20 protein-coding genes, 1 tRNA gene and 1 pseudogene are annotated in these 22,237 nt (G+C 63.5%); 8 read left to right on the top strand and 14 right to left on the bottom strand.

Translation table 11 applies throughout. The features are described from left to right. Positions 1-96: 96 nt before the first annotated feature. On the bottom strand, positions 97-3,174 hold the full coding sequence (locus M1R55_RS03940; RefSeq protein WP_249393423.1) for an alpha-amylase family glycosyl hydrolase: 3,078 nt from the start codon (positions 3,172-3,174) through the stop codon (positions 97-99). A gap of 83 nt (positions 3,175-3,257) precedes the next feature. On the opposite strand from M1R55_RS03940, the gene M1R55_RS03935 reads away from it, so the two are divergent. Continuing rightward, a complete protein-coding gene (locus M1R55_RS03935) occupies positions 3,258-3,548 on the top strand; it encodes a DUF427 domain-containing protein (protein ID WP_249393422.1) in 291 nt (96 codons plus the stop codon). A gap of 65 nt (positions 3,549-3,613) precedes the next feature. Here the strand turns inward: M1R55_RS03935 and M1R55_RS03930 are convergent, their stop codons facing one another. Then, complete coding sequence (locus M1R55_RS03930; RefSeq protein WP_249393421.1) at positions 3,614-4,819, bottom strand: GGDEF domain-containing protein; 1,206 nt, start codon at positions 4,817-4,819, stop codon at positions 3,614-3,616. A gap of 400 nt (positions 4,820-5,219) precedes the next feature. Next, positions 5,220-5,966, bottom strand: a complete 747-nt coding sequence (gene hisA / locus M1R55_RS03925) for a 1-(5-phosphoribosyl)-5-[(5-phosphoribosylamino)methylideneamino]imidazole-4-carboxamide isomerase (protein WP_249393420.1) — start codon at positions 5,964-5,966, stop codon at positions 5,220-5,222. Between the two features lie 77 nt (positions 5,967-6,043). Here hisA and M1R55_RS03920 point away from each other — a divergent pair, with 77 nt between their 5' ends. Beyond that, complete coding sequence (locus M1R55_RS03920) at positions 6,044-7,189, top strand: glycosyltransferase family 4 protein (RefSeq protein WP_249393419.1); 1,146 nt, start codon at positions 6,044-6,046, stop codon at positions 7,187-7,189. A gap of 121 nt (positions 7,190-7,310) precedes the next feature. Here the strand turns inward: M1R55_RS03920 and M1R55_RS03915 are convergent. The 5 genes and pseudogenes from M1R55_RS03915 to M1R55_RS03895 all read right to left on the bottom strand — a co-directional run. Continuing rightward, a tRNA-Leu gene (locus M1R55_RS03915) sits at positions 7,311-7,395 on the bottom strand. Positions 7,396-7,602: 207 nt separating this feature from the next. After that, complete coding sequence (locus M1R55_RS03910) at positions 7,603-7,803, bottom strand: hypothetical protein (protein WP_249393418.1); 201 nt, start codon at positions 7,801-7,803, stop codon at positions 7,603-7,605. Between the two features lie 117 nt (positions 7,804-7,920). Next, a complete protein-coding gene (locus M1R55_RS03905) occupies positions 7,921-8,745 on the bottom strand; it encodes a transglutaminase family protein (protein ID WP_249393417.1) in 825 nt (274 codons plus the stop codon). A 264-nt stretch (positions 8,746-9,009) separates the two neighbouring features. Further along, positions 9,010-9,963 carry an alpha-E domain-containing protein gene (locus tag M1R55_RS03900; RefSeq protein ID WP_249393416.1) on the bottom strand — a complete coding sequence of 318 codons (954 nt, stop codon included), beginning with the start codon at positions 9,961-9,963 and terminating at the stop codon, positions 9,010-9,012. A gap of 425 nt (positions 9,964-10,388) precedes the next feature. Then, a pseudogene (locus M1R55_RS03895) lies at positions 10,389-11,813 on the bottom strand (circularly permuted type 2 ATP-grasp protein); the annotation flags it as partial. A gap of 495 nt (positions 11,814-12,308) precedes the next feature. On the opposite strand from M1R55_RS03895, the gene M1R55_RS03890 reads away from it, so the two are divergent. Beyond that, positions 12,309-13,160: an HAD hydrolase family protein gene (locus tag M1R55_RS03890; protein ID WP_249393414.1), complete on the top strand. Its 852-nt coding sequence runs from the start codon at positions 12,309-12,311 to the stop codon at positions 13,158-13,160. Between the two features lie 29 nt (positions 13,161-13,189). Here M1R55_RS03890 and M1R55_RS03885 read toward each other — a convergent pair whose 3' ends face one another. After that, the gene (locus tag M1R55_RS03885; protein WP_249393413.1) at positions 13,190-14,641 is read right to left on the bottom strand and encodes an ATP-binding cassette domain-containing protein; all 1,452 of its coding nucleotides are present in this window, start codon (positions 14,639-14,641) and stop codon (positions 13,190-13,192) included. Positions 14,642-14,703: 62 nt separating this feature from the next. Between M1R55_RS03885 and M1R55_RS03880 the strand changes: the two genes are divergently transcribed. Genes M1R55_RS03880 through M1R55_RS03870 form a run of 3 tightly spaced genes read left to right on the top strand, consistent with a single transcriptional unit; the run spans position 14,704 to position 16,716 of the window. Continuing rightward, positions 14,704-15,633, top strand: coding sequence for an SPFH domain-containing protein (locus M1R55_RS03880; protein ID WP_371827153.1), 930 nt, complete (start codon positions 14,704-14,706; stop codon positions 15,631-15,633). A gap of 7 nt (positions 15,634-15,640) precedes the next feature. After that, positions 15,641-16,114 (top strand): NfeD family protein, encoded by a 474-nt coding sequence (locus tag M1R55_RS03875; protein WP_249394124.1) that lies wholly within the window; start codon positions 15,641-15,643, stop codon positions 16,112-16,114. A gap of 2 nt (positions 16,115-16,116) precedes the next feature. Further along, complete coding sequence (locus tag M1R55_RS03870) at positions 16,117-16,716, top strand: hypothetical protein (RefSeq protein ID WP_249393411.1); 600 nt, start codon at positions 16,117-16,119, stop codon at positions 16,714-16,716. Between the two features lie 100 nt (positions 16,717-16,816). Here the strand turns inward: M1R55_RS03870 and rpsI are convergent, their stop codons facing one another. Next, on the bottom strand, positions 16,817-17,218 hold the full coding sequence (rpsI, locus tag M1R55_RS03865) for a 30S ribosomal protein S9 (protein WP_019011124.1): 402 nt from the start codon (positions 17,216-17,218) through the stop codon (positions 16,817-16,819). 2 nt (positions 17,219-17,220) lie between these two features. After that, on the bottom strand, positions 17,221-17,646 hold the full coding sequence (gene rplM / locus M1R55_RS03860; protein WP_249393410.1) for a 50S ribosomal protein L13: 426 nt from the start codon (positions 17,644-17,646) through the stop codon (positions 17,221-17,223). Positions 17,647-17,937: 291 nt separating this feature from the next. Here rplM and M1R55_RS03855 point away from each other — a divergent pair, with 291 nt between their 5' ends. Continuing rightward, positions 17,938-19,164, top strand: a complete 1,227-nt coding sequence (locus M1R55_RS03855; protein ID WP_249393409.1) for a hypothetical protein — start codon at positions 17,938-17,940, stop codon at positions 19,162-19,164. Between the two features lie 224 nt (positions 19,165-19,388). Then, a complete protein-coding gene (locus M1R55_RS03850) occupies positions 19,389-19,796 on the top strand; it encodes a hypothetical protein (RefSeq protein ID WP_249393408.1) in 408 nt (135 codons plus the stop codon). A gap of 154 nt (positions 19,797-19,950) precedes the next feature. Here the strand turns inward: M1R55_RS03850 and aroQ are convergent, their stop codons facing one another. Genes aroQ through M1R55_RS03835 form a run of 3 tightly spaced genes read right to left on the bottom strand, consistent with a single transcriptional unit; the run spans position 19,951 to position 22,213 of the window. Beyond that, complete coding sequence (gene aroQ / locus M1R55_RS03845) at positions 19,951-20,382, bottom strand: type II 3-dehydroquinate dehydratase (protein ID WP_249393407.1); 432 nt, start codon at positions 20,380-20,382, stop codon at positions 19,951-19,953. 54 nt (positions 20,383-20,436) lie between these two features. Then, positions 20,437-21,525, bottom strand: coding sequence for a 3-dehydroquinate synthase (gene aroB / locus M1R55_RS03840; RefSeq protein ID WP_249393406.1), 1,089 nt, complete (start codon positions 21,523-21,525; stop codon positions 20,437-20,439). Beyond that, on the bottom strand, positions 21,512-22,213 hold the full coding sequence (locus tag M1R55_RS03835; RefSeq protein WP_371827152.1) for a shikimate kinase: 702 nt from the start codon (positions 22,211-22,213) through the stop codon (positions 21,512-21,514). The genes aroB and M1R55_RS03835 overlap by 14 nt, the downstream gene beginning before the upstream one ends. Positions 22,214-22,237: the final 24 nt, after the last annotated feature.

Below are 22,237 nucleotides of genomic sequence, written 5' to 3'. Positions count from 1 at the left end.
AGTATGTCAGGGCTGTGTCAGGTCATACAAAGATGAAGAGGGGAGAGGCCCGTATCGGACACCCCTCCCCGGCAGATGAAGCGCGTGAATGATGGTTTAGGGCAGTTTCAGCCCCTGCGTAAAGGTGGCCCGCCGCTCCTGCGCGTCCGTGCCGATGGTATTGGCTCCGGCTGGCGTGCTGCCTGCATCCGGCACGATGTCGCCCGCGCCGTAGCCGTCGCCGCCAAACACGCCGCCCATGATGTTCACGCCCCCGGCAGGCTTCCCGGTCAGGCCCAAAGAGGCCCACGGAATCGCCAGTTCTACTGTCTGGGCAGGCAAAGTTCCACTGGCCGCATATTTGTAATCGGCGCTGTTCACTTCGGGCGTGGCGGTGTCGCTGGTCACGCGGCGCAGTTGGGCGCTCTGGTTTTCGTAGCGGGCCACGAAGGCGTCCACGCCGTTCAGGCTGCCGCCAAAGGTCGCCGCCCGCTTCCAGGCCTCGAAGTTGTCGGCCTGTGCCGCGCCGCCCGCTTGGTAGTCCAGATACAGAATCCCGCTGTTGCTCGCCACACGGTATGTGTAGGCCAAATACAGGTATTGCGCGTCGCTGTCGGCCTGGAGGGTCAGCCAGTTGTTGTCTGCGCCAAAGACACCCTCGGCGGGGCTGTCCAGCTTCACGGCGGGGGCCGTCCAATCACTCAGGTTGCCGTCTATGGCGTATTTGGTACGGTCATCGCGGGCCAGATTCAGGTCAGCGCCCGTCTGGGGTGCGGTGGCGGCGCGTGTGGCCTCCAGGTAGCCGCCAGCCGTAGCTTTCAGCGTGTGTGGGCCAGTGGGCGCAAACAGCGTGTAGCTGCCGTCGGGGAAGGTCAGGGCGTAGTTCAGATTGGGGTCGGCGGTGGTGGCCTCGACCAGTGCGCCTGCAAGGGCCGTGCCTGCACCTGTAACTTTGCCCTCGATGATGGTGGGCACGGGCTTGTCTATAAAGTCATAGGTGCCGCTGTAGGTATTGGCGGGCGTGCCAGTGCTGCCCGTGACATACACGCGGTCTCCCTGCCCCGGCCCTTCGTAGCCGCTGTTTTTGGCCCCCGCGCCGTCGTTGCCAAACTTGAATTTAATTTCGCGGAAGAGGGGCAAGTCAATTTCGGTTTTCCACTGGCCCCGGCTGACCTGGGTCATCGGGTATTCGATCTGAGCGCCTGTATCAAAGCGGCGCAGTTCGATGGGGCCGTTGCCCTGACTGCGGGCGTCCACGTTGAAGGTGACCTTGACCGTGTTGGTGGCGCTGGGCGTGGCGGTCACGCTGGTGCCTTTGCTCTCCGCGCCGTTCACATCCACGGTCACGACTCGGAAGGTAGCGGCCTCACCGTTGCGAACCCCGCTGGCGAGGTAGCGGGCCTGCGTGGCGGGCAGCGGGGCAAAGTTCAGCAGCCGCTCTGTGCCGCCCGCCGTCTTCACGTATACGCGGTAGCCGGTCACGAGTGGCTGGGTGCTGGGCGTCCAGGTCAGTTCCACTGCGCCGTCGCCTGCACGGGCATTCAGGCCGCTCAGTTCGGGCAGCGCCGGGTTGATGCTGCCTGCCGCGCCGCTGCCTGCGGTGGCGGTCAGCGCCAGCGTCGTCCGGGGCGGCAGGGTGCCGACCAGTTTGCCATCGCTCACACTGAGAGGATTGGCACGGCCTGTAATTTCGGTCAGGGCCGAGGTGCTGAAGGTGCCCAGCAGCGGGACTCCGCCTCCGCTGAGGGTCGCCAAGTCTACCGCCGTATCGCCGTTGTTGATGACCACCACCACAGGCTGTCCACCCTTGCCGTCTGTCGCCACGCGGCGGTAAGACAGAACGGGTGCGCCGCCATTGGGCCGCCACAGTTCCTGTTGTGCGCCCCGTGTCAGCACGCGGTATTTGCTGCGGGCCGAGGCTAACGCCGCCAGCCGTTCATCCAGTTGGCTGGTTGCCAGTGCACCAAAGTCCATATCCTCGCGGTTGCCCTGCCCCAACGGATAGTTGTAGGGGTCACCCTGCCCTGCCTGCGCGATTTCGCTGCCCTGATACACGCTGGGCGTGCCGCGAGAGGTGTAGATCAGACTCAGGGCCGTATCGAGGCGCTCGGCGGCCTGCGTTGCCGTGCCGCCCTTGCCCGTCACTTCGCTCACAAAGCGCTTGACATCGTGGTTGTCCACAAAAGTGGTCAGGCGAGAAGCGTCCTTGTACGCTCCGTCCTGCGCGAACACGTCGGCCACACGCCCCAGATCGCCGCCCGCGCTGCTCAGTTGGTCTTTGATGGCGAAATACAGCGCGAAGTCGAATACACTGGGCGAGCCGAGGTCGTCCATAAAGTGGGCCAGGTACGCCGGGTTGCCGTCGAAGACTTCCCCCACCGACCACAGCTTGGCGGGATCGCCCGCACCGCCCGCTGCAAAAAACTGCTTCCAGTAGGCGTCCGGCACGTGCTTCATGGTGTCGATTCGCAGGCCGTCTATGCCCGATTGATCACGCCAGTAGGTCACGAAGTCATTCAGGTACTTGGTCACGGCGGGCACGCTTTGCTTGAAGTCGGGCAGTCCGGCAAGGTCACAGGCCGTCACCTTGTCGGCGGGCGCGGCGGCGTCGCAGTCGGCTTTGGTATTAAACCAATCGGGGTGATCAGTCACCAGTTTGGAGCCGTATCCCGCGTGGTTCACCACCACATCCTGAATCACCTTCAGGCCCTTGGCATGCGCGGCAGTGACCAGCGACTTGTACTCGTCCAGCGTGCCGAAATGCGGATCGGTCTTGAAAAAGTCCTCGGCCCAGTAGCCGTGATAGCCCGCAAACGGCTTGCCCGCGTTGGGGCCGTCGCCCACCGGAATGGCCGGAACCTGCAGCACCACAGGCGTAATCCACAGCGCCGTAAAGCCCATCTTGTTGAAGTAACCCTCGTTGATTTTGCTCATCAACCCAGCAAAATCGCCGCCGTGCCAGCCCAGCGGATTGGTCTTGTCGGCGGTGTCTCCGGCATTGCGGGCCGTGCCAAGGTCGTTGGAGGCGCTTCCATTGGCAAAGCGGTCGGTCATCGCAAAGTAGATCACTTCATCGCGCCAGTCGCGGGCGTCTACGGGTGCGGGCGGTTTGGTCAGGTCGCAGGAAGACAGGGCCAGAGACAAGGTAATGGCCGACAGCACGCCGAAGCGTCCAACAGACGGAATTTTGGTCATGTGTGCATTCAATGAACAACGTCACAGGCCAACCTGTCAATTCCCTGACGGTGTTTGGCCTTGCGCGTGGCTTAATCTAATCCATGTCACCTACTGTCAAAGCTGTCTGGAATGGTCAGGTCATCGCCGAATCTGCCGATACGGTGGTCGTAGAAGGCAACCACTATTTCCCTCTAGACAGCGTGCAGCCGGACGTGTTGCAGGCCAGCCCCACCCACTCCACCTGCCCCTGGAAGGGAGAAGCCAGCTACTACAGCCTGAGTGTGGACGGCCAGACCAACAAGGACGCCGCGTGGTATTACCCGGCCCCCAAAGACGCCGCCAAGCAGATCGCCGGACGGGTGGCTTTCTGGAAGGGCGTGCAGGTGGGGTGAGGGTTGGGCGGAGTTGGCACGTCGACCTGGGAGGTAAATCCCCCGTTTGTGGGGCCACGCCTCCATCAAACTGCTGCTGCTTCCTCCACATCCTCCAAATCGGTGGGCAGCGTCCGCAGTTTCCCCGCCAACTGAACGCGGTTGCGCCCGTCGTCCTGGGCCTGGCGCAGGGCGCGTGAGGCGTCTTCCAGCATGTCCTGGCTGCCCACATGCTGCGCCCACACGGTCACGCCTACGGTGATGGTGGGCATGACGCCGTCGAGGGGCAGCGAAGCCACCCGCACGCGCAGACGTTCGCAGGCGGCCCGCGCGGCCCGGTCATCGGGAACGCGCAACAGCAGGGCAAATTCGGTCTGGCTCAGTCGGCCCACGACATCCTGATCACGCACGGTGGCGCTGAGGGTGCGGGCGACGTGGGCGGTCAGACGCTCGGTAAAAGCCTCGCCGCGTTCCTCTTGCAGGCGCCCCAAGTGATCCAAACCCAGGACGGCCACCGCCAGCCCGGATGGACGGCGGGCAGTGAGCCCAGTCAGCAGTTTTTCCAGCGCCACCCGGTTGGGCAGCCCCGTCAGCGGGTCTTGGTCGGCCCCGCGAGTGGCAAGCCAGGTGCGGCTGCCGCTGGCTTGGTCACGCATATGACGCAGCACCGCCCGTTGGCCCAGCACGGTCACGCCGCCTGCCAACAGCATTTGCACCAGCGTATTCAGCATGCCGTTGTTGGCGCTGCCTTGAGCGTCCAGCGTTTGGCCGGTTAGCGCTGACTGGTTCAACGCTGATCCGGTCAGGGCGTACAGGAGCACCAACAGGCCAGTGGCTGCCAACGCCATCAGGCTCAGGCCGAGTGCTCGGCGTTCGCCCAGTCCCCAGGAATGGGCCATCAGTAAAATGGGGAGCCAGGGTGCGGTGGCGGCAATCAGTTCGGCGCGGTCAGCCAGAGCGGGTGCAAAGAGCGTAAAGCCAATCCGCCCCAGCAAAAAAACCCACGCGCCCACCAACAGCACGCCGTCTATAAAATCCACCGAAGCGCGGCGCGTGCAGGCCAGCACCCACAGCCCCAAAATCAGCACCACCAGCGCGGGCAGGCCGACTTGATCGAAGGCATTGCTGTTGCCGAGCCGCAGCACCAACGAGGCCAGGGCCGCCACCGCTGCCAAAGGAAGGGTCAGGCAGTAGGTGGCGCGGCGATCATGGCCCAGCCGAAAGACACTGCTGCCTTTGGCGGCGGTCACGGCGTCTGGGCCGAGGACGGCGCGGTCTAACCTACCGGACATAGACAACCCGTTTGAAATCAATGTGCATGCAGTCAACTGCCCCGCTATCACTTTGCCTAGAGCCGTCAATCCAACACACCGCAACCTTCATGGGGGCAGCAAAGCACCCCACCTCTGACCCGGCCCTGACAGCACTCTCTAAAAGTCTGTGTGAAGGCGGTCTGTTAGACGGAGTGCGGGGGATGAAAGTGGGCTGAGTTTCAGGATGGTTGATCTAAGAGTGCGGTGTCAAAGAGTCTAAAAGTCAAGGGTCTAAGGTGCTGGGGTGGGTGCGGTTGCTGAAGGGCTGTCCCGCCCTGCAAGTAGAGCAGCGAGTGAGCGCAGAGGGTCGCCCTTGATCTGTTCTTAGACCCTTCGACCCTCGACCCCCAGACCAAGCCCCCTAAATCCCACTCCCCCTTCAGTCCAGCGCCGGAACCGGGTAGGGCAGCGTGCCTTCGTAGATGGCGCGGCCCACGATGGCCCCATGAATGCCTTCCTCGGCCAGCAGGCGCACATCGTCCAGATTCGCCACGCCGCCGCCCACGATCAGAGTATTGACCCACAACTGGCGCACCTGCTGCATCAGTTCCCGGTCTAGGCCGCGCAGGGTGCCGTCGCGGGTCACGTCGGTAAAGATCAGGGTTTCCAGGCCCGCATCGGCCAACTGTGGCGTCAGGTCGGCCACCATCAGGCCGCTGCCCTGCGCCCAGCCGTGCGTCGCCACTTCCAGCCCGCGTGCGTCGAGGCTCACCACCACGCGTTCGGGGCCGTGTGCGGCGATCAGTTCGGCTACCAGGTCAGGATTCTTGACGGCTGCCGTGCCGATGACCACCCGGTCTACGCCCGCTTTGAGCAGGGCTTCGGCGGTGACCCGGTCACGAATGCCGCCGCCCACTTCTACTGGCACGCCCAATTCTGCGGTGATCCGGGCAATGACGGCGCGGTTTTCGCCCCGGCCTGTGGCGGCGTCCAGATCCACCAGATGCACCAGCCCGGCCCCCAACGCCGCCCAGTGCCGCGCCGCATCCAGCGGAGACTCGAAATAGACGGTTTCCTGGTCGGGGTCGCCCTCGTACAGCCGTACGGCGCGGCCTGATTGGATGTCCACGCACGGAATGATCAGGGGCAAAGGCTTGGGCACAGATGAGGAGGCGGGCGCGGTCATGCGGGCCAGCATACACAGACTTCACGCGCAACCTCTGTGTCTCTGCCTCACCCAAACCGGGCTACACTGACGCCGACGTGCGAATCGGGATTGTGACTGCCACCTATCAGCCATCACGCAACGGGGTTGCCACGAGTACGGCGCTCTTTGCAGAGGGCCTGCGCCACCGGGGACATGAGGTCAGCGTGTTTGCGCCGCGCCACCCGCTGATGCCGCCGCACGAGCGGGGGGTGTACCGCCTGAATTCCTCGTTTGCTGGGGCGCGGGCCATGGGCGCTCCCGCCGATTATCCGGTCATGCTGGCTCCGGGGCCATTGCTCACGTCGCGCCTGCCGCTGCGGGATCTGGATGTGCTGCACACCATGCACCCCTTCCTGGCCGGAAGGTTGGCCCTGAATTGGGCGCGGCTGTCGGGCGCTCCGGTGGTGTTTACGGCCCACACGCAATACGAGCAATACCTGCACTACACGCCCATGCCCAAGCGGGTGGGCCGCGCCATTTTGCGCCCGCATGTGGCCGCCTTTGCCCGCCGGGTAGACGCCGTGCTGGCCCCAGGCCGCGCCATGCTGGACATGCTGCGCGAGTACGGCTTTGCGGGAGACGTGCAACTGTTTCCCAACCCGGTGGATCTCGCCGCCTTCCAGCAGGCCGGGGGGTTGGCCTTCCGCGCCAAGTATCATGTGCCGCCTGACGCGCCGCTGGCAATGTACTTGGGCCGCCTCGCCCCCGAAAAGAATCTGAGCGTGATGCTCCGGGCTTTCGAGCAGGCGCGTGCCAGCCGCCCCGATCTGCGCCTGCTGGTTGTCGGAGACGGCTCCAGCCGGGCAGAAGCGCAGGCGCTGGCCTCTGACGCCGTGACCTTTACCGGGCCAGTGCCCTACGCGCAGGTGCCCCAAGCTCTGGCCGCTGCCGACGCCTTTATTACGGCCAGTACCTCCGAAGTGCTCCCCATGAGCATGATTGAGGCCCTGGCCGCTGGCACGCCGTTGGTGGCCGCCCGCAGCCCCGCCGCCCTTGACCTGATTCAGGAGGGCGTGAACGGCACCGTGCGCGACGCCACCGCCGACGCCCTGGCCGCCGGACTGCTGGAGGTGCTGTATCCGGCCCACTTGCCCCAGCTTCAGGCAGGCGCACGCCACAGCGCCCAGCAGTACGATTTGCGGGTGCGGGCAGAGGCGCTGGAACAGGTGTATCTGCGGGCCATTGCCAGAAAACGGCGCTGAGGATGGGGTGTGGGCTGTAGGGAGGGCGTCTAAGGGTCAAGAAAAGATTCCGGTTTTGCTTCCTGCTCTCGCCCACCTACACAGCAAAACAGCCCCCGCATCGCTGCTGGGGGCCGTACTGTGGTGCCGAGGATGGGACTTGAACCCACACGCCGTGAAGCGCTAGTCCCTGAAACTAGTGCGTCTACCAATTCCGCCACCTCGGCATCATCTTGGTTGCGCCCGCGCAGGGCGCGTTTCAGGGCTTGTTTACTTTAGCCGCGACTTCCCCAACTGTCAACAGGCAGCCGCCTGCAATCTAGTTGGGCAGCCATCTGGCTTAGGCCCACGCCGGGGCGGTTTGGCCCACTGGCACAACCTAAAGCCGGAGAAACTCGGCTATAGAGTCTCTCCGGCTGGGAAGGGTACGGAAATCAGCGGCGGCGCGTGGGCGTTGCGCCAAAGCGCTTCTTGGCCTGTGCCAACACAAAATCAAGGGTGCGGTCACGCTTGCGGGCCTTGCTGTACTTGCTGCGCTGCCCGGTTTTGCCTCGCCGAACTGCACTGATGATTTCCAGCACGATAGGCGCGAACACGGCGAATTTTTTGAGGCTGCTAGAACGGGACGTTTTCATGCCACTAGGTACGGGGAGGCGGGCAGGAAAGTTGCTGGGGATAGGCCCGGATTAAAGGCAAGGTAAAGGGAGCGTGCAAGCTGCGGCGCTCCCGATACCCGATGGACTGGACGGGCGCTACTGCTCCCCGTACACCCTCACCTCTACATCCAATCTCCCGCGCCCGCCGCCAAAATAAGTGCCGCGCACCGGGGACACGTCGCCGTATTCGCGCCCGTGACCGATCTTGATGTGCTTTTCGCCCGCCAGACAGTTGTTGGTGGGATCGTAGCCCAACCATCCGTATTCGGGAATCAGGCACTCGGCCCAGGCGTGGGTGGCCTCCGCGCCCAGCATGTCACCGCCGCTGTACAGGTAGCCGCTGACATAGCGCGACGGAATGCCGAGCTGCCGCGTAATGCCCAACATGGCGTGCGTGAAGTCCTGGCACACGCCGCGCCCGTGCTGGGCAAATTCGGCCAGGGGGGTATTCACGGCGGTGGCTTTGGTGTCGTAGGAAAACTGACGGTTCAGACGGGTGGTCAAGTCCATCAGGAAGGTGGGCAGGTCGTCGGCAGGGCTGGGGCGGATCACGCCGAACACTTCGGGCCAATCTCCGCTGGGCACGCGGGGGCTGGCGACCAGAAACTCGGTGTTTCTGGCCCGTGCCTCGCGCAGCACGCTGAAAGGTGAGGGCGCGGGCATGGTCACGGCGTGCGTATCCACAATCGCCTGCGCCTCTATTTTCAGGTAGCGGTGCGGGTCGTGCACATGAACATGGTGCACGATGGCCCCGAAATAGTCCTTGTGGGACGTGATTTCGGCTTCGGGCTCCACTTGAAGGTGAAAGGAACGCACGCTCTGGCGCACCTCGCGGGCCGGGTGCAGGCGCACCTGATTAAACGAATCCCAGGCGGGTTCGGGGTAGTGGTATTCGGTGGTATGCCTTATTTCGCAGCGCATGGTTCGGGCCTCATCCTGATTCCGTACCCACTGCCGGGCCGTGCGGGTGGGCGGCGGCGCGGGGGGACGTTCGGGCGGCAGTCTGACACGCGGGGCCGCACCGCACGGTCACATAGAGCAGACGACTTGCCCCGGTACACTGCGGGCGAAGGTGCGGGAAGGCGTCTGAGCGCGGAGCAAGCCGGACGGGTGGGGCCACTGGGGGCAACAATCTGAGGGAAGGGTCGCCTGACCGTCGCGGCCCGCTGCATTCCTGCTGCCCGCTCATTCTTGCTGGAAGTATGCCGCAGTGATAGACGCGCCCACCCGGTTGAAGTCGCCCAGCAACTCTTCCAGGGAAGGATTGTCTTCATCCAGAATGTCGGCCACGCGGGCATATTGCAGCCTCGCGACCAGCCAGCGAGACAGGCGCGGGATTTCGGGATGTGCGCCGGGATGATGACGCTCGATCTGCATCAGTGCGGCTTCCAGATTCTCGGCGCTGTAGCGCACGCTGCGCGGGAAAAACTCGTCCAGAAGTAAGAAATCCCCGATGGTCTGGGGGTCTATCCCGGTATGAACGCGCTTGCGGTACGCCTCGTAGGCGCTGGCTCCCTTCAGCACGCTGACCCAGCGCTGATCCTGCATGGCCCGTTGACCGGGGTCTTCTACGGGCCGGGCGTCAATGCCCCGGTAACGGCTTTGCAGCACGCGCAGGGTGTTGTCGCCGCGCTCCAGCATCTGCCCCGCCCGCATAAACGACCAGCCCTCATCGCGCGGTAGGGTGGCAAAAGCGATGCCGAAGAAAAACTGGCTGGCGTCGCGGGCGGCGGCGCAGTATTCGAACAGGCCGTCGCGGTCTAACACCGATTCGTTTTCAAAGCACAGCTTCAGGTAGGTGGTGTTCAGGGCCTCCCACATTTCCGAGGGAATGCGGTCACGCAGGCCACGCGCATTTTCGCGGGCGCGGGCCACGCTGGTGGCGATGCTGGCGGGATTGTCGCGGTCAAAAGCCAGCCACGCGCTGATAGAGCGGGCGTCCACGCGGCCATATTTGGCCCGCAGATCGGCGTCGCCGCCCGTCAGTTCCAGCAGCGGCATCCAGTATTCGCGGGCGCGGCCTGCCATTTCCAACGTGGCGTAATAGTTGACGTTCAGCAGGCGGGCCGTATTCTCGGCGCGTTCCACGTAGCGCCCGATCCAGAACAGGTTTTCGGCAAGGCGAGAGAGCAGCAGCATCAGCGTTCCCCTTCCTTATTCTGGCTCAGTTTGTCGCCGTCCAGTTGGTCTTTTTCCAGTTCCTGCTGATAAGAATGCTGCCCCGGCGATTCGGGTGCGGGCGGCGGCAGGGTGCCCCCAGAAGTCCGTTTCTGAGCCTGACTCTGAGATTGGCTCTGGCTTTGCCCATACGCCTCAATCTGGGCTTCCTCGCTGGCCTGCACGCGGGCCTGACTGAAAATGGGCTGCGCTTGGCTCTGGCTCTGCGCCTGAGTTTGAGACTGACCCTGAGACTGACTTTGACCCTGAGTTTGAGACTGGCTCTGGCCGCCCACCGGAACCGCGCCGAAGCCGCCCTGAAACTGGCTCTGGGCCTGATTCTGTGTCGTCTGACCGTCGCCGTGCATGATCTGACTCATGCCCTGCGGCGTGGCGGGGCCGTCGTGATCCAGCACCCACGTATCCTTACTGCCGCCGCCCTGAGAACTGTTGACCACCAGACTGCCGCGCCGCAGGGCCACACGGGTCAGGCCGCCGGGCACAATTGTTACGTCTTTGGTGCCGTACAGCACGTAGGGGCGCAGGTCGATGTGAGCGCCCTCAAACTTGGTGGCGTCCGGATAAAAGGTGGGGTGGCGGCTGAGGCCCACGACTGGCTGAGCAATAAATTCACGCGGCTCCAGGCGCACCTTCACCAAGTAAGCGTCGATCTCGTCGCGGGTGGCATACGGCCCGATCAACATGCCGTAGCCGCCCGCCTCGCCCACCGCCTTGAAGACCAAATCTCCGGCGTTGGCGAGCATGTATTCCAGGTGGTCGGCATTCCAGCCGAGGTAGGTGGGCACGTTGTTCAGCAGCGGCGCTTCGTTCAGGTAGTAGCGGATCATGTCGGGCACGTAGGCGTACACGGCCTTGTCGTCGGCCACGCCGGTGCCGATGGCGTTGGCAATGGCGACGCGGCCCTGACGGTACACCTCGACCAGTCCGGCCACACCCAACGAACTGTCGCGGCGAAAGGCCAGTGGGTCAAGGAAATCATCGTCTATTCGGCGGTAGATCACGTCTACCTGCTTGCGCCCGCCCGTAGAGCGCATCCAGACCCGGCCCGCGTCTACAAACAGGTCGCGGCCTTCCACGAGTTCCACACCCATCTGCTGGGCAAGGTAGGCATGCTCGAAATACGCGCTGTTGTACATGCCGGGAGTCAACACAACCACAGTTCCGTTGTCGCGGGGGCTGACCGACTGCAAGACTTCTAGCAGCGCGGTGGCGTAGTGCTGCACGGGCCGCACGCCCTGAGCCTCGAACATGCCGGGATAAATGCGGGTCATGGCCTGACGGTTGGCCAGCAGATACGACACACCGCTGGGCGAGCGCAGATTGTCTTCCAGCACGAGGTATTCGCCCTGCTCGTTGCGGATCAGATCGGTGCCGACGATGTGGGTGTAGATGCCCTGCGGCACCTTGACGCCGTGAACCTCGCGCCGGAAATGGGTCGACGTGTACACCAGTTCGGCGGGTATCACGCCGTCGCCCAAAATCTGAGCGTCGCCGTAGATGTCGCGCAGAAAGGCGTTCAGCGCTTTCACCCGTTGGGTCAGGCCCGCCTCTACGTGTGACCACTCGCTCGCCGGAATGATGCGCGGCACGGGATCGAAGGGAAAGGTGCGCTCGGTGCCCTGAGAATCGCCGTACACGGTAAAAGTGATGCCCTGATTGCGAAACGCCAGATCCAGCAGGCGGTGACGCCGCTCGAACTCGGCTACCCCCAGATCACTGATGTATTCCTCGACGCCCTGATAGTGCGGGCGAACCTGCCCATCTGGCGTGAACATCTCGTCAAAGAACCTGTCTCCCGGCTCGTACTTCATGTCCCCGCCTCCTCTAGTGAGGTTTCCCCCTACTGTGACTAGATGCCCCAAGATAGCGGACGAAAGAAAATGCAGCACTCGGCAGTCAGACAAGCGGCAGACAGGGGAGGGGTGTGCAGGGTCTCATGGTGTAGATTTTTCCGTTGAACGTCGGGCTTTTCCGGGTTTTGGATGGGGGGCTCGGTGCGGGTTTGCCCACCGCCGCAACTTTGGTTGATGCCCGGTCAGCTCAGTGGTCTCCTGCCTGGCGTGACTTCATCTTCCGAATCGCTGCTCTGGAAGGGGTGCCAGCCCCAATCAATACGGCCTTGGCTGGTGCTGTGAGCGCTGGTCTGCGCTGCCTTGGCCCTTTTTGCCGACGCTCTGGTGCCGGAATGTTCTACTTGGGCGCAGTGCTGATGTACGGGGCGCTAGACAGGGTGGAAAGCTAACCAAAGCTTAGGCCAACGCTTCAGGCTGACTTTCCCCCGGCACTTGGCCTGCTACCCTACCCAAGTGACTCGTCGCCCGCTCACCGCAGTTTCCACACAGCCTTCCTCGACACCGGCTCCCTCGGCACAGCCCCCCGCCACGCTGCCCCTGTTGGTGGCCTTCGATCTGGACGGCACGCTGATTGCCGATGGAGCGCGGGATATTCCGGCAGCGACGGCTGAGGCGTTGGCCCGCTTGAAGGCCCTGGGCGTGCAGGTGGCCATCATCACAGGCCGCGACCTGCCCCCCGACGCCGTGCGAGACGCTGTGCAGGCCGATGCCGTAGCCACCAACAATGGCGGACGCGTAGAAATCGGTGGCACGCTGCATCAGGAATCGCGCTTTGGGCCGGGCGATCTGGAGGCGGTGCTGGCGCATGAACTCGACGACGCCCGCATGATCTTGTTTACCGCCGACTGCATCTATTTCGATATTCCGGAGGGTGTGCAACCAGAGCCTTGGATGCTGCTCCGCACGCACAAACCGCTCTCGGAAGCCCCCCACGACGACATTTTGAAGGTGGGCTTTTACCATCTGGGCGTGGCCGATTTCGCGGGAAGGCTGCGCCAATCTCATCCCCATTTAGTCCTGACCGGAGCGCAGCCGCCCTATCCCCATTTTCTGACCGTGACGCCCGACGGGGCACATAAGGGCGCGGCCCTGACCCTGATCGCGGAGGCGCTGAACGTGCCGCTAGACCGCACGATTGCCTTCGGCGACAGCGACAACGATCAGGCGATGCTGGAAGTAGCCGGACACGCCGTGCAGGTAGGTACGCTGCCCCTGCTGGCCCAGCACGCGCATCAGCAATTGCCGAATCACTTGGCGCTGGCCGAGTATCTGGATAAGTTGGCGGCGAGAATAGAGAAGCAGTAAGTGGGCATCTCTTTTTAGACCCTTCGACCCTAGACCCTTAGACGCCCCTCCAACCGCAAATGATGCGTCATCCCCCCCGGCGCGTCGCTTTCTCGGTGGGCAATGACCATCAGGTGCGTGCCAGCCGCAGCCAATTCAGGCAACAAGTCCAGAAATCGCTCCCGGTGTACCGTGTCCAGAAAGTCCAGCCCTTCATCCAGAATCAGGAGCTTGGGCGTGTGCAGCACGGCGCGGGCCAGCAGCAGGCGACGCAACTGCCCCTGCGACAGCGTTTCGGCAGTGCGGGGCAACAGGTCTTGCAGGTGCAGGCGGGCGGCGAGGGTTCGGATGGCCACGGCCTGCGCGGGCGTTGGCATGGGTGCAAAGCCCTCGGTGCCGTCCCATGCGCTCGCCAATATGTCGGCCCCTGTCCAGTCTCGGCGCTGGCGGATGCCCACCTCTGCCCCGATCAGGCCGATGGTGCGGCGGCGCGTGCTGAGCAGGTCGCGTTTGCCGAGGGCGTGCAGGTAAGGCCGCTCTACCGTTCCCCCCAACGCCGCGCTCAGTTCTCCGGCGATCAGCCTCGCCAGTGTGCTTTTACCGCTGCCATTTTCACCCGTCACCAGCCAGTGTTGGCCCGCCTGCCACGTCCAGTCCAGTGGCCCCAGTGCAGCGTGTTCGTTGCGGTACACGGTCACGTTTTGCAGCCGGATCAAGTCGCCGCTGCCGGGGGGAATGGGCAGAGTGATGGACGTGTTGTGGGCCTGAACTGCGGGTGCATCTTCATCCAGCACGCGGCCACCCTCAACTCTGACGGTGCGCCACGGCAAATCGGGGGCTTCTTCTGGGCGGTGGGTGGCGAGGACTGTAGCCACGCCCGCCGCATATACCCGCTCCAGCACGCGTCCCAGCGTGTGGCGTGCACCCGCGCTCAGGCCATCTGTAAATTCATCCAGCAGCAGGGCTTCGGGGCGGGGCATCAGGGCGCGGGCCAGTACCACCCGCCGCCGCTGCCCGTGACTCAGCATCCGGAAATCCCGTGCCAGTAAGGCTTCTACCTCAGTCAGGGCCACCACTTCGGCCAATCTTGCCAACGCTTCTGGCGTGGGTTCCCACAGCCGCAGCGTATCGCCCTCAAACCCGGCCAGCAGCACGTCCTGCACGGTCTGTTCCCAGTCGCGGGTCAGATAAAAGGCTTCGGCATCCGGCCCCACCACGCTCAGGGTGCGGCGGGCGTGGACGGCATGGCGCTGGGTCTGCCCATTCAGGTGATACAGCCGTTCTCCTGCGGTAGGAGCCAGTTCGCCCGCCAACAGCCGCAGCAGCGACGTTTTGCCGCCCCCATTCGGCCCCGCCAGTCGCAACGCCTCGCCCCGCGTCAGCGTCAGCGTCACGCCGTCCAGCAGGGTGCGCCCACCCGTCACCACCCGCACGCCGCGCAGGTCTATCAAGGTTCCCGCCTGTGCCGCTGCCTGTGCGCTCGCCGCCGTCTCTGCCGTCATCCTGCCCAGTCTAGCCCCCAGTTAGCCGGGAACTTCTGCCCCGCCCGGCGCGTACCTCTTGCATGGGATTTACAATTTTTGTGGTGGTGCTGCTTTTACTCGTCTTCGTCACCTTGTTGTCTGGAATTAAAAGTGTGCCGCAGGGCTACGAGTGGACTCAGGAGCGCTTCGGCAAGTTCCAGCGTGCCCTGAAACCGGGCCTGAATATCATCATTCCGTATATAGACCGCATAGGCCGCCGCGTGAACATGATGGAACAGGTCATGGATGTGCCCAGTCAAGAGATCATTACCAAAGACAACGCCCTCGTAACGGTAGACGGCGTGGTGTTCTATCAAGTGTTGGACTCCGCGAAGGCCAGTTATGAGGTTCGCAACTTAGAGCAGGCCACACTCAATCTCACCATGACCAACATTCGTACCGTCATGGGCAGCATGGACTTGGACGAGCTGCTGTCTAACCGCGACCAGATCAATGCCCGCCTGCTGATGGTGGTAGACGAGGCCACTGAGCCGTGGGGAGTGAAAGTCACGCGAATCGAGGTCAAGGACATCAAGCCGCCCGCCGACTTGGTGGCAAGCATGGCCCGCCAGATGAAGGCTGAGCGCGAAAAGCGGGCCAATATTCTGGACGCCGAAGGCTTCCGGCAGGCCGCCATTCTGAAGGCCGAGGGCGAAAAACAGGCCGAAATTCTGAACGCCGAGGGTCGCCGTCAGGCTGCCTTCCTGGAAGCCGAAGCCCGCGAGCGTTCCGCGCAGGCCGAAGCCGAAGCCACCCGCGTGGTCAGTGACGCGATTGCGGGCGGCAGCGTGCAGGCCGTCAATTACTTCATTGCCCAGCGGTACGTGGACGCCCTGAAGGAAATCGCCATTGCTCCCAACCAAAAGACGCTGATCCTGCCCATCGAAGCCACCGCTGTACTGGGCAGCTTGCAGGGCATTGCCGAGATTGCCAAGGAAGCCTTTGGCGGCACGGGCAAGGGCCGAGGCTAGGGGCATGATGGACTGGCTGCCCACGCTGGAGCGGGTGCAACCCTGGCACTGGTGGGTGCTGGGGGCCATCCTGCTCATTCTGGAAGTCGCGGCCCCCGGCGTGTTTTTCGTGTGGCTGGGGCTGGCGGCCTTTAGCCTCGGACTGATCGTGTTTGTGCTGCCTATGCCTGTGGTGGTGCAACTGCTGCTGTTCGGGGGCTTTAGCTTGGCCGCCGTGCTGGTGGGGCGGCGCTATGTGGGCCGCTTGCCTGTGGGCGGCGAGGAAGGCGACAGCCTCAATCTGGGCGCACACCGCTTTACGGGCCGCACCGTGACCGTAACAGCCGCCATAGAAAACGGCGTGGGCCGTGTGCGGGTCGGAGACAGCGATTGGCGGGCCACCGGGCCGGACGCCCCTGCCGGAAGCCGCGTGCGCGTGGTGGGTGCAGATGGCAGCACCGTACAAGTCGTGCCCGAAGCCCTGCTGGAAGGCGTGAAATAGGGATGGGACCGTTCGGCGGGAAGCTGAGCAACAAGAAGAAAGTACGCGGCGGCAAACGCCAAGCGGCGCGGGTGGAAGCGTGGCGACAGATACACCAAACGCCCAACCTTGCTCACTTGGAACACTCCGGCTTCGACTACGCCAAACTGACGCTTGACCCGTGGTTTCGCCTTGATCGCCGCACACCTCCGGCCTGTCTGCGCCGCCAAATGCTGGCCGCACTGCTGGATGTCCGGGCAGCCTGGGCCGAAACGTTTCCCCAACCGCCTGAATATCTGGCCGTGTGGGTAGTCTGGCCGAATTTTATGGATTCTCAGGTGGTGCTGGCGAATGGGGATCAGGCCAAGTATTACCGCTCACTCCATCCGGTGCTGGAAGAATCCAAGCCTTTGCCGAATGCGTTGGGCCTCACACCCGCCCTGAGTTCCAGCTTTGCCGCCCTGAACTGGCGCGAAAGCCTGGATGAATCTCCGTTCTTGCAAGATGAATTGCCCGATGACGGCGGCGTGTGGCTGAGCAGTCGGCCCCACCGAATTACCCCACTCCGGGCAGGCAGAGCGGTGTATTGGCTGGAGCGCGGGCGAGTCTGGATCGGAGAGTGAGCACAGAGGTTGCCCCTTCCTTAGACCCTTAGACCGCCCCACCTCTACCAACCAAAAAAATCCCCCACCAGACGGCAGGGGATAAGTTGTGGTTCTGAATTCAGCGCTTGCTGAACTGAGGAGCGCGGCGGGCCTTCTTGAGGCCGTACTTCTTGCGCTCGACTTCGCGGGGATCGCGGGTCAGGAGGCCCTTGGGCTTCATCATCGCGCGGAAGTCAGGGTTGACCTTCAGCAGGGCGCGGGCAATGCCGAGCTTGATGGCGTCGGCCTGACCCGTAGGGCCACCGCCTGCTACCGTGATCACGGCGTCGTAGCGGCCAGCCGTTCCGGTTTCGCGGAAAGCTTGGAGGGCGTGAACAGCGCGGAGCAGGCCACGGAAGTAGGTCTGAAACTCTTTGCCGTTGACGATGATCTTGCCTTCGCCGGGGCGGAGGAACACGCGGGCAACGGCGGTCTTGCGGCGGCCCGTGCCATAAAACTGCTCAACTTGTTGAATCGCCATGATTATCTGACCTCAAGCGTCTGGGGCTTTTGCGCGGCGTGGGGGTGGGCGGAACCGGGGTACACCTTCAGGTGACCGTGCATCTGGCGGCCCTGACGGCCCTTGGGCAACATGCCGAACACGGCATGCTCGATGACGCGCTCAGGGTGCTTGGCGATGGCTTCACGGGCCGTTTCGGTCTTCAGGCCACCTTGGTAGCCGGAGTAACGGGTGTAGACCTTGCCGTCCAACTTGTTGCCGGTGAGGGCCACTTGAGAAGCGTTCAGCACGACTACGTAGTCGCCCTGAATCATGTTGGGCGTGAAGTCGGGGCGATGCTTGCCACGAATGCGGCTGGCAATCAAGGTGGCGAGGCGACCCAGGGGAATGCCCGTGGCGTCGACTACGATCCAGTTTTGCTCGTCGTTTTTGGGGGTGTAGGTTTTCACCGTTTGCTCCGTAAAAAAATTGGGATTTGGTGGCGCAACGCTTCTGCGGTCTGCCAACGTCGCTGGCATCTGCCGAGGATTGCACCGTGGCTGTGAGCGCGCCCCGCCTCGTCTGGGGGAAAAGGGTCGTGCGCGTCCGGGAGCCTCCCGGTTATCCCGGCTCTACCAAGCGCGAGACACTAAACGTAAGGATAACAGAGATGGGGGAGCGGGGGCAAGAGGAGGAGAGGTGTCGGCTGCCTCTGGTCATATCTGCACGACAATTCCCGATTTGCCTGATACAACCAAGCCATGCCCAAAATTCAGTCGCTTGCTGCTCTCCTCGGTTTGTCGCTTGCTCTGTCTGCCTGCAACTCTGACCCCATCGTCGAGCCTCAACCTCAGCCGGAAGTGATCACGCAGCCTGCCGGGCCTGTGGTGGGGCAAGCTACCGAAGTCCAGAACCTGCCGATGGTGGCCGACCAAGCCGCCAATACCTTCAGCGAAATGTTGAACCCAGCTAGTGCCGACTTCGATCCCGATCTGGCGGCAGTGCTGGAAGGCTTCGGCGGCGTGATGGGTGCAATGGGCCAACCTGCGCAGATGCGGTCTCTGAAGCTGCAAAGCCCCGCGCAGCTAGGCCGTCAGATTGGGGCCATGCTTGCTGTCCGCTCCCGCTCTGGCCTGGGCACGCTGGCTGCCACGACCACGTTGCTGCCACGCGGCACCTGGATGGTGGGCGCACAGGGCCAGTTGACCCAAACCAGCGTCCAGCCCGCAGACGGGTATGTGTTGATGTCGGCTGGCACGGCCACCACCCTGACCGCTGAATGGGAAGTCGGCGGCAGCAAGACGGTACTGATTGACGACAGTGGCAACCTGACGGGCGTGGCGATGCGGGTAGAAGTGCCCACCAATGCCCGCGTCACCCTGACCAGGGGTGCGGTAAAACGGGCTGCTGCCCAGATGACCATGACCCCCGGCGCATGCGTGAGCATCACTGGCCCAGACGCGCTCACCCTGACCGCGTGGGCAGGCCGTGAAGCCACCTCACCTGCCCAACTGAAATTCAGCCATGTCTGGGCTGCGTTGGGGGTGACCACCAGCGCCGAGGCCACCTACCTGACGCGCAGCCGCCGCGCCACGGCCTCTATGACCTCCAGCATCAGCGGCAGCACGGCCAACCGATGCACGCCCGCCACCTTTGCCTTTACACCTACCCGCGCCGACCTGAGCGCCAGTGTGAGTGTGCCGGGAAATCAGGCCAGAGCCGACCTGAAATTGCGTGACCTGACCAACGTGGTGTTCAGCGACACCGAATTGAAGGGCAGCAATCCCTTCTCCAAGGTCACGGGAACGCTGAGTGCCAGTGCCCAGCACAACGGTAAAGCGGGACTGAGCGCCTTTGGCCCGCTGGCCGACGGAACCGACGCTGACCTGCTGCCCGGAGATCAGACCAACGTGCAGTTCGTGCTGCACGGCAAACTGATCGTGACCCACCTGCAAGCGGTATTTCAGGGCAAAGTGGCGCTGAACTGATACGGCCTCCGATTGAAAGCCGTACATTTGGCCTTTCAATCCGAGCGGAGCGAGTGGGAGAAAGTACGGATTTCGGGAGATAGACGAACAGACGGTGCTGTCCCGACTGTACGGGAATCATACGGAAGCCGTATGACCGGGTAGGGGCGGGATAACAGAAAGGGGCGGCCCGTAGGCCACTTATGCCATGCCGTCCCTCTCGTTGTCCTGCTAGCCTGCCCCCTATGATTCCCGCCACCTGGCAAGAATGCCGCCGCCCAGACGATGACGCAGACGATGACGAACTGGTCGGCTACCTTGTGCCCGCTGGAGAACTGGTCATTCCCGTCACGCTGATCGGCACGCCCTTGGGTGAGGCGCAGGCCAAAGCTGCCGCCGCCGCCCTGCTGCACGAACACGGCCTGATGACCCTCAACGGGCGTTGGTGGTGCCTCTTGCCAGAGGTGGTGCTTGGCCCGCAAACAGACCCGCAGCAGCCTCAGCCGTCGTGGGAATGGCGCTCGGTGTTCATCGTAGAGGCCAGCCCACAGGAATGCTGCGTGCGTCTGGAGATGCCCGCTGAGGAAGAGCGCACCAGCACGGTCACTCTGCCTGTGCCGGTGGGCGAGTTGCTGCGGGCGCGGCAGCCCTGATGCGAAATTAAAAAGAACTCCATACATGTGTTTTGCCCTCCCCACCTGTGGGACTCGCAGAGCTGCGAAGCAGAGAGGGGCGCTGCGAGGCAGCGGGATGAGGGCGTGTGCACGACGTTGCTGCCCATGTTCTGGGTTCAATACCCTGTGAGCCTCAGCCTTCCAGTTCCGTCAGGTATTCCATCGCCAGGCGGTAGCCCACGAAGCCCAAGCCGCTGATTTTGCCCCGGCATACCGCCGCCGTGACCGAGGTGTGCCGGAACTCCTTGCGGGCGTCCACGTTGCTGATATGGACTTCTACGACAGGCAACGGTTGGCTGGAAATCGCGTCCCGCAGGGCGTAGCTGTAGTGGGTCAGCGCCCCCGGATTGATCACGATGCCGCCAAATCCCTGCTCCTGCGCCTCATGCACCCATTCCAGAATCTGGCCTTCAAAGTTGCTCTGGCGGCAGGTCACGGGTTCGCCCAACTCCGCGCCCCACGTTTCGCATTGCCGCTCCAAGTCTTCTATGGTTTGCAGGCCGTACACGCCCGGTTCGCGCAGGCCGAGGCGGTTCAGGTTGGGGCCGTTGATGATCAGCAGCAAGGGAAAAACCTCCAGAGAGTGGATACGGGCTTTGAATCCTAATTTTGAAATTTTTCAGAGTGTCGAAATCTCCGCCTGCCACACCCCAAACTGCCCCCGCAGCACGGCGTCCGATACACGGGTCAGGTACGGGTGAGCCAAGCTATGCAGCAGCACGAAGCGCACGCCTTCTGCGTCGGCTTTCTTGTCACGGGCCATGTACGGCTGTACATCGTCATACGTAAGAGTGGGAAGGGGCGCGGGCTGTTGCCACCGCAAGAAGGCGCGGGTGTATTCCGTCAAATCCTCGCCGCCCTGTGCCTTCGACAGCAGCGCCGCATAGTGCATCCCGTAGCCCACCGCGTCTCCGTGTGGCACGGCGTGATGGGTCACGGCTTCCAGTGCGTGCGCCAGCGTGTGCCCAAAATTCAGGTAAGCGCGTTCGCCCTGCTCGGTCAGATCGCGGGTGACGACGCCTGCTTTGACGGCTATAGCGTCGGCCAAGGTGTCGGTAAACGGGGCTGACCCCGGCACAAAGTCAGGCGCTAAGACCCGCTCAATCAGGCTGGGATCGGAAATCAGGCCGTGTTTGTAGGCTTCAGCGGCCCCTTCTCGGAATACGGCGGGCGGCAGGGTGGTCAGGGTGTCAGTGTCGCACCACACGGCGCGGGGCGGGTGGAATGCGCCCACCAGATTCTTGCCTTCGGGCAGATTCACGCCCGTTTTGCCGCCCACCGCCGCGTCTACCATGCCCAGCAAGGTCGTCGGGGCCGTATAAAAGGCCACGCCGCGCAGGTAGCTGGCCGCCGCAAAGCCCGCCAGATCGGTGGCCGCGCCGCCGCCCAGGCCCACCACCGCGCCGTCGCGGGGCAGGTTGGCCGCCGCCAGTTGGGACAGCACGCCCGCCAGAACCTCCAACGTTTTGCAGGCCTCGCCCTGCGGCACAGGAATGGTCAGCAGCAGCGCAGGCGAGAGCGCCGCCGAGAGCCTATCTATCCAGATTTGCGGCACGGCTTCATCATAAATCAGGGCGATCTGACGGGCGTCCACGCGGGCGCGGGAGAGAACGCCGGGGCCGACTTCTACGGCGTAAGGAACGTTTCCGCCCACTTCAACCTGCCGGAGATGAACGGCTTCAGTCGGCTGCACCTTAATCTGCTGCACGTTCGCCCTCTCCACCATCAGCTTCCTCGCCCCACGCGGCGTTCACGTCGGCCCAGTCCCACAATCGCTCGATCACTTCTTCCACGATTTCCTCGGAAGGCCGCCCGTCGCTATGCACGTGAATGGTGCCCTGACGGTAGGACGGCTCACGCTCGGTCATCAGGGTGCGAATGCGCGACAACGGATCGGCAGTCGCCAGCAGCGGGCGGTCACTGTGTTTGGTGCGCTGGTACACGGTTTCCGGCGTGGCCCACAACACCACCACCGGGCCGCGTTCCAGCAGGGTTCGGCGGTTTTCCTCATGTATAAACGTGCCCCCGCCGAGGCTCACCACCGCGTGATCCAGCCGCGACACGCGCCGCACCACTTCCTGTTCACAGGCGCGGAAATAGGCTTCTCCCTCCTGCTCGAACACTTCGGGAATGGTTTTGCCCACCACCCGCGTAATCAGCTTGTCGGTGTCTACGAAATGCAGGGCAAGGGCGCGGCTCAGTTCCCACCCCACGCGGCTTTTGCCCGTGCCCATAAAGCCTGCCAACGCCACCCAACTCACGGGGCGCTCGATCAGGCCCGTGCTGAAACTGGGGGCAGGCCGTGTGGGGCCAGTGTTCGGCTCCAACTCGGGCGGGGTTGATTCTGAACCGGGTGGCCCATATTCAGGGGTCACAGATTCAGGCGGGACAGTCATGGGGGACAGTGTACGAGACTGGCC

The sequence above is a fragment of the Deinococcus sp. QL22 genome (assembly GCF_023370075.1).
Taxonomy (GTDB): domain Bacteria; phylum Deinococcota; class Deinococci; order Deinococcales; family Deinococcaceae; genus Deinococcus.
This window is presented reverse-complemented; position numbering and strand designations above follow the sequence as displayed.

Bases quoted from the DNA above. Each gene is read 5' to 3' on its own strand.
- M1R55_RS03940 (WP_249393423.1), bottom strand. From the start codon at position 3,174: ATGACCAAAATTCCGTCTGTTGGACGCTTCGGCGTGCTGTCGGCCATT.
- M1R55_RS03935 (WP_249393422.1), top strand. From the start codon at position 3,258: ATGTCACCTACTGTCAAAGCTGTCTGGAATGGTCAGGTCATCGCCGAA.
- M1R55_RS03930 (WP_249393421.1), bottom strand. From the start codon at position 4,819: ATGTCCGGTAGGTTAGACCGCGCCGTCCTCGGCCCAGACGCCGTGACC.
- hisA (WP_249393420.1), bottom strand. From the start codon at position 5,966: ATGACCGCGCCCGCCTCCTCATCTGTGCCCAAGCCTTTGCCCCTGATC.
- M1R55_RS03910 (WP_249393418.1), bottom strand. From the start codon at position 7,803: ATGAAAACGTCCCGTTCTAGCAGCCTCAAAAAATTCGCCGTGTTCGCG.
- M1R55_RS03905 (WP_249393417.1), bottom strand. From the start codon at position 8,745: ATGCGCTGCGAAATAAGGCATACCACCGAATACCACTACCCCGAACCC.
- M1R55_RS03900 (WP_249393416.1), bottom strand. From the start codon at position 9,963: ATGCTGCTGCTCTCTCGCCTTGCCGAAAACCTGTTCTGGATCGGGCGC.
- M1R55_RS03885 (WP_249393413.1), bottom strand. From the start codon at position 14,641: ATGACGGCAGAGACGGCGGCGAGCGCACAGGCAGCGGCACAGGCGGGA.
- M1R55_RS03880 (WP_371827153.1), top strand. From the start codon at position 14,704: ATGGGATTTACAATTTTTGTGGTGGTGCTGCTTTTACTCGTCTTCGTC.
- M1R55_RS03875 (WP_249394124.1), top strand. From the start codon at position 15,641: ATGGACTGGCTGCCCACGCTGGAGCGGGTGCAACCCTGGCACTGGTGG.
- M1R55_RS03870 (WP_249393411.1), top strand. From the start codon at position 16,117: ATGGGACCGTTCGGCGGGAAGCTGAGCAACAAGAAGAAAGTACGCGGC.
- rpsI (WP_019011124.1), bottom strand. From the start codon at position 17,218: ATGGCGATTCAACAAGTTGAGCAGTTTTATGGCACGGGCCGCCGCAAG.
- M1R55_RS03855 (WP_249393409.1), top strand. From the start codon at position 17,938: ATGCCCAAAATTCAGTCGCTTGCTGCTCTCCTCGGTTTGTCGCTTGCT.
- M1R55_RS03850 (WP_249393408.1), top strand. From the start codon at position 19,389: ATGATTCCCGCCACCTGGCAAGAATGCCGCCGCCCAGACGATGACGCA.
- M1R55_RS03835 (WP_371827152.1), bottom strand. From the start codon at position 22,213: ATGACTGTCCCGCCTGAATCTGTGACCCCTGAATATGGGCCACCCGGT.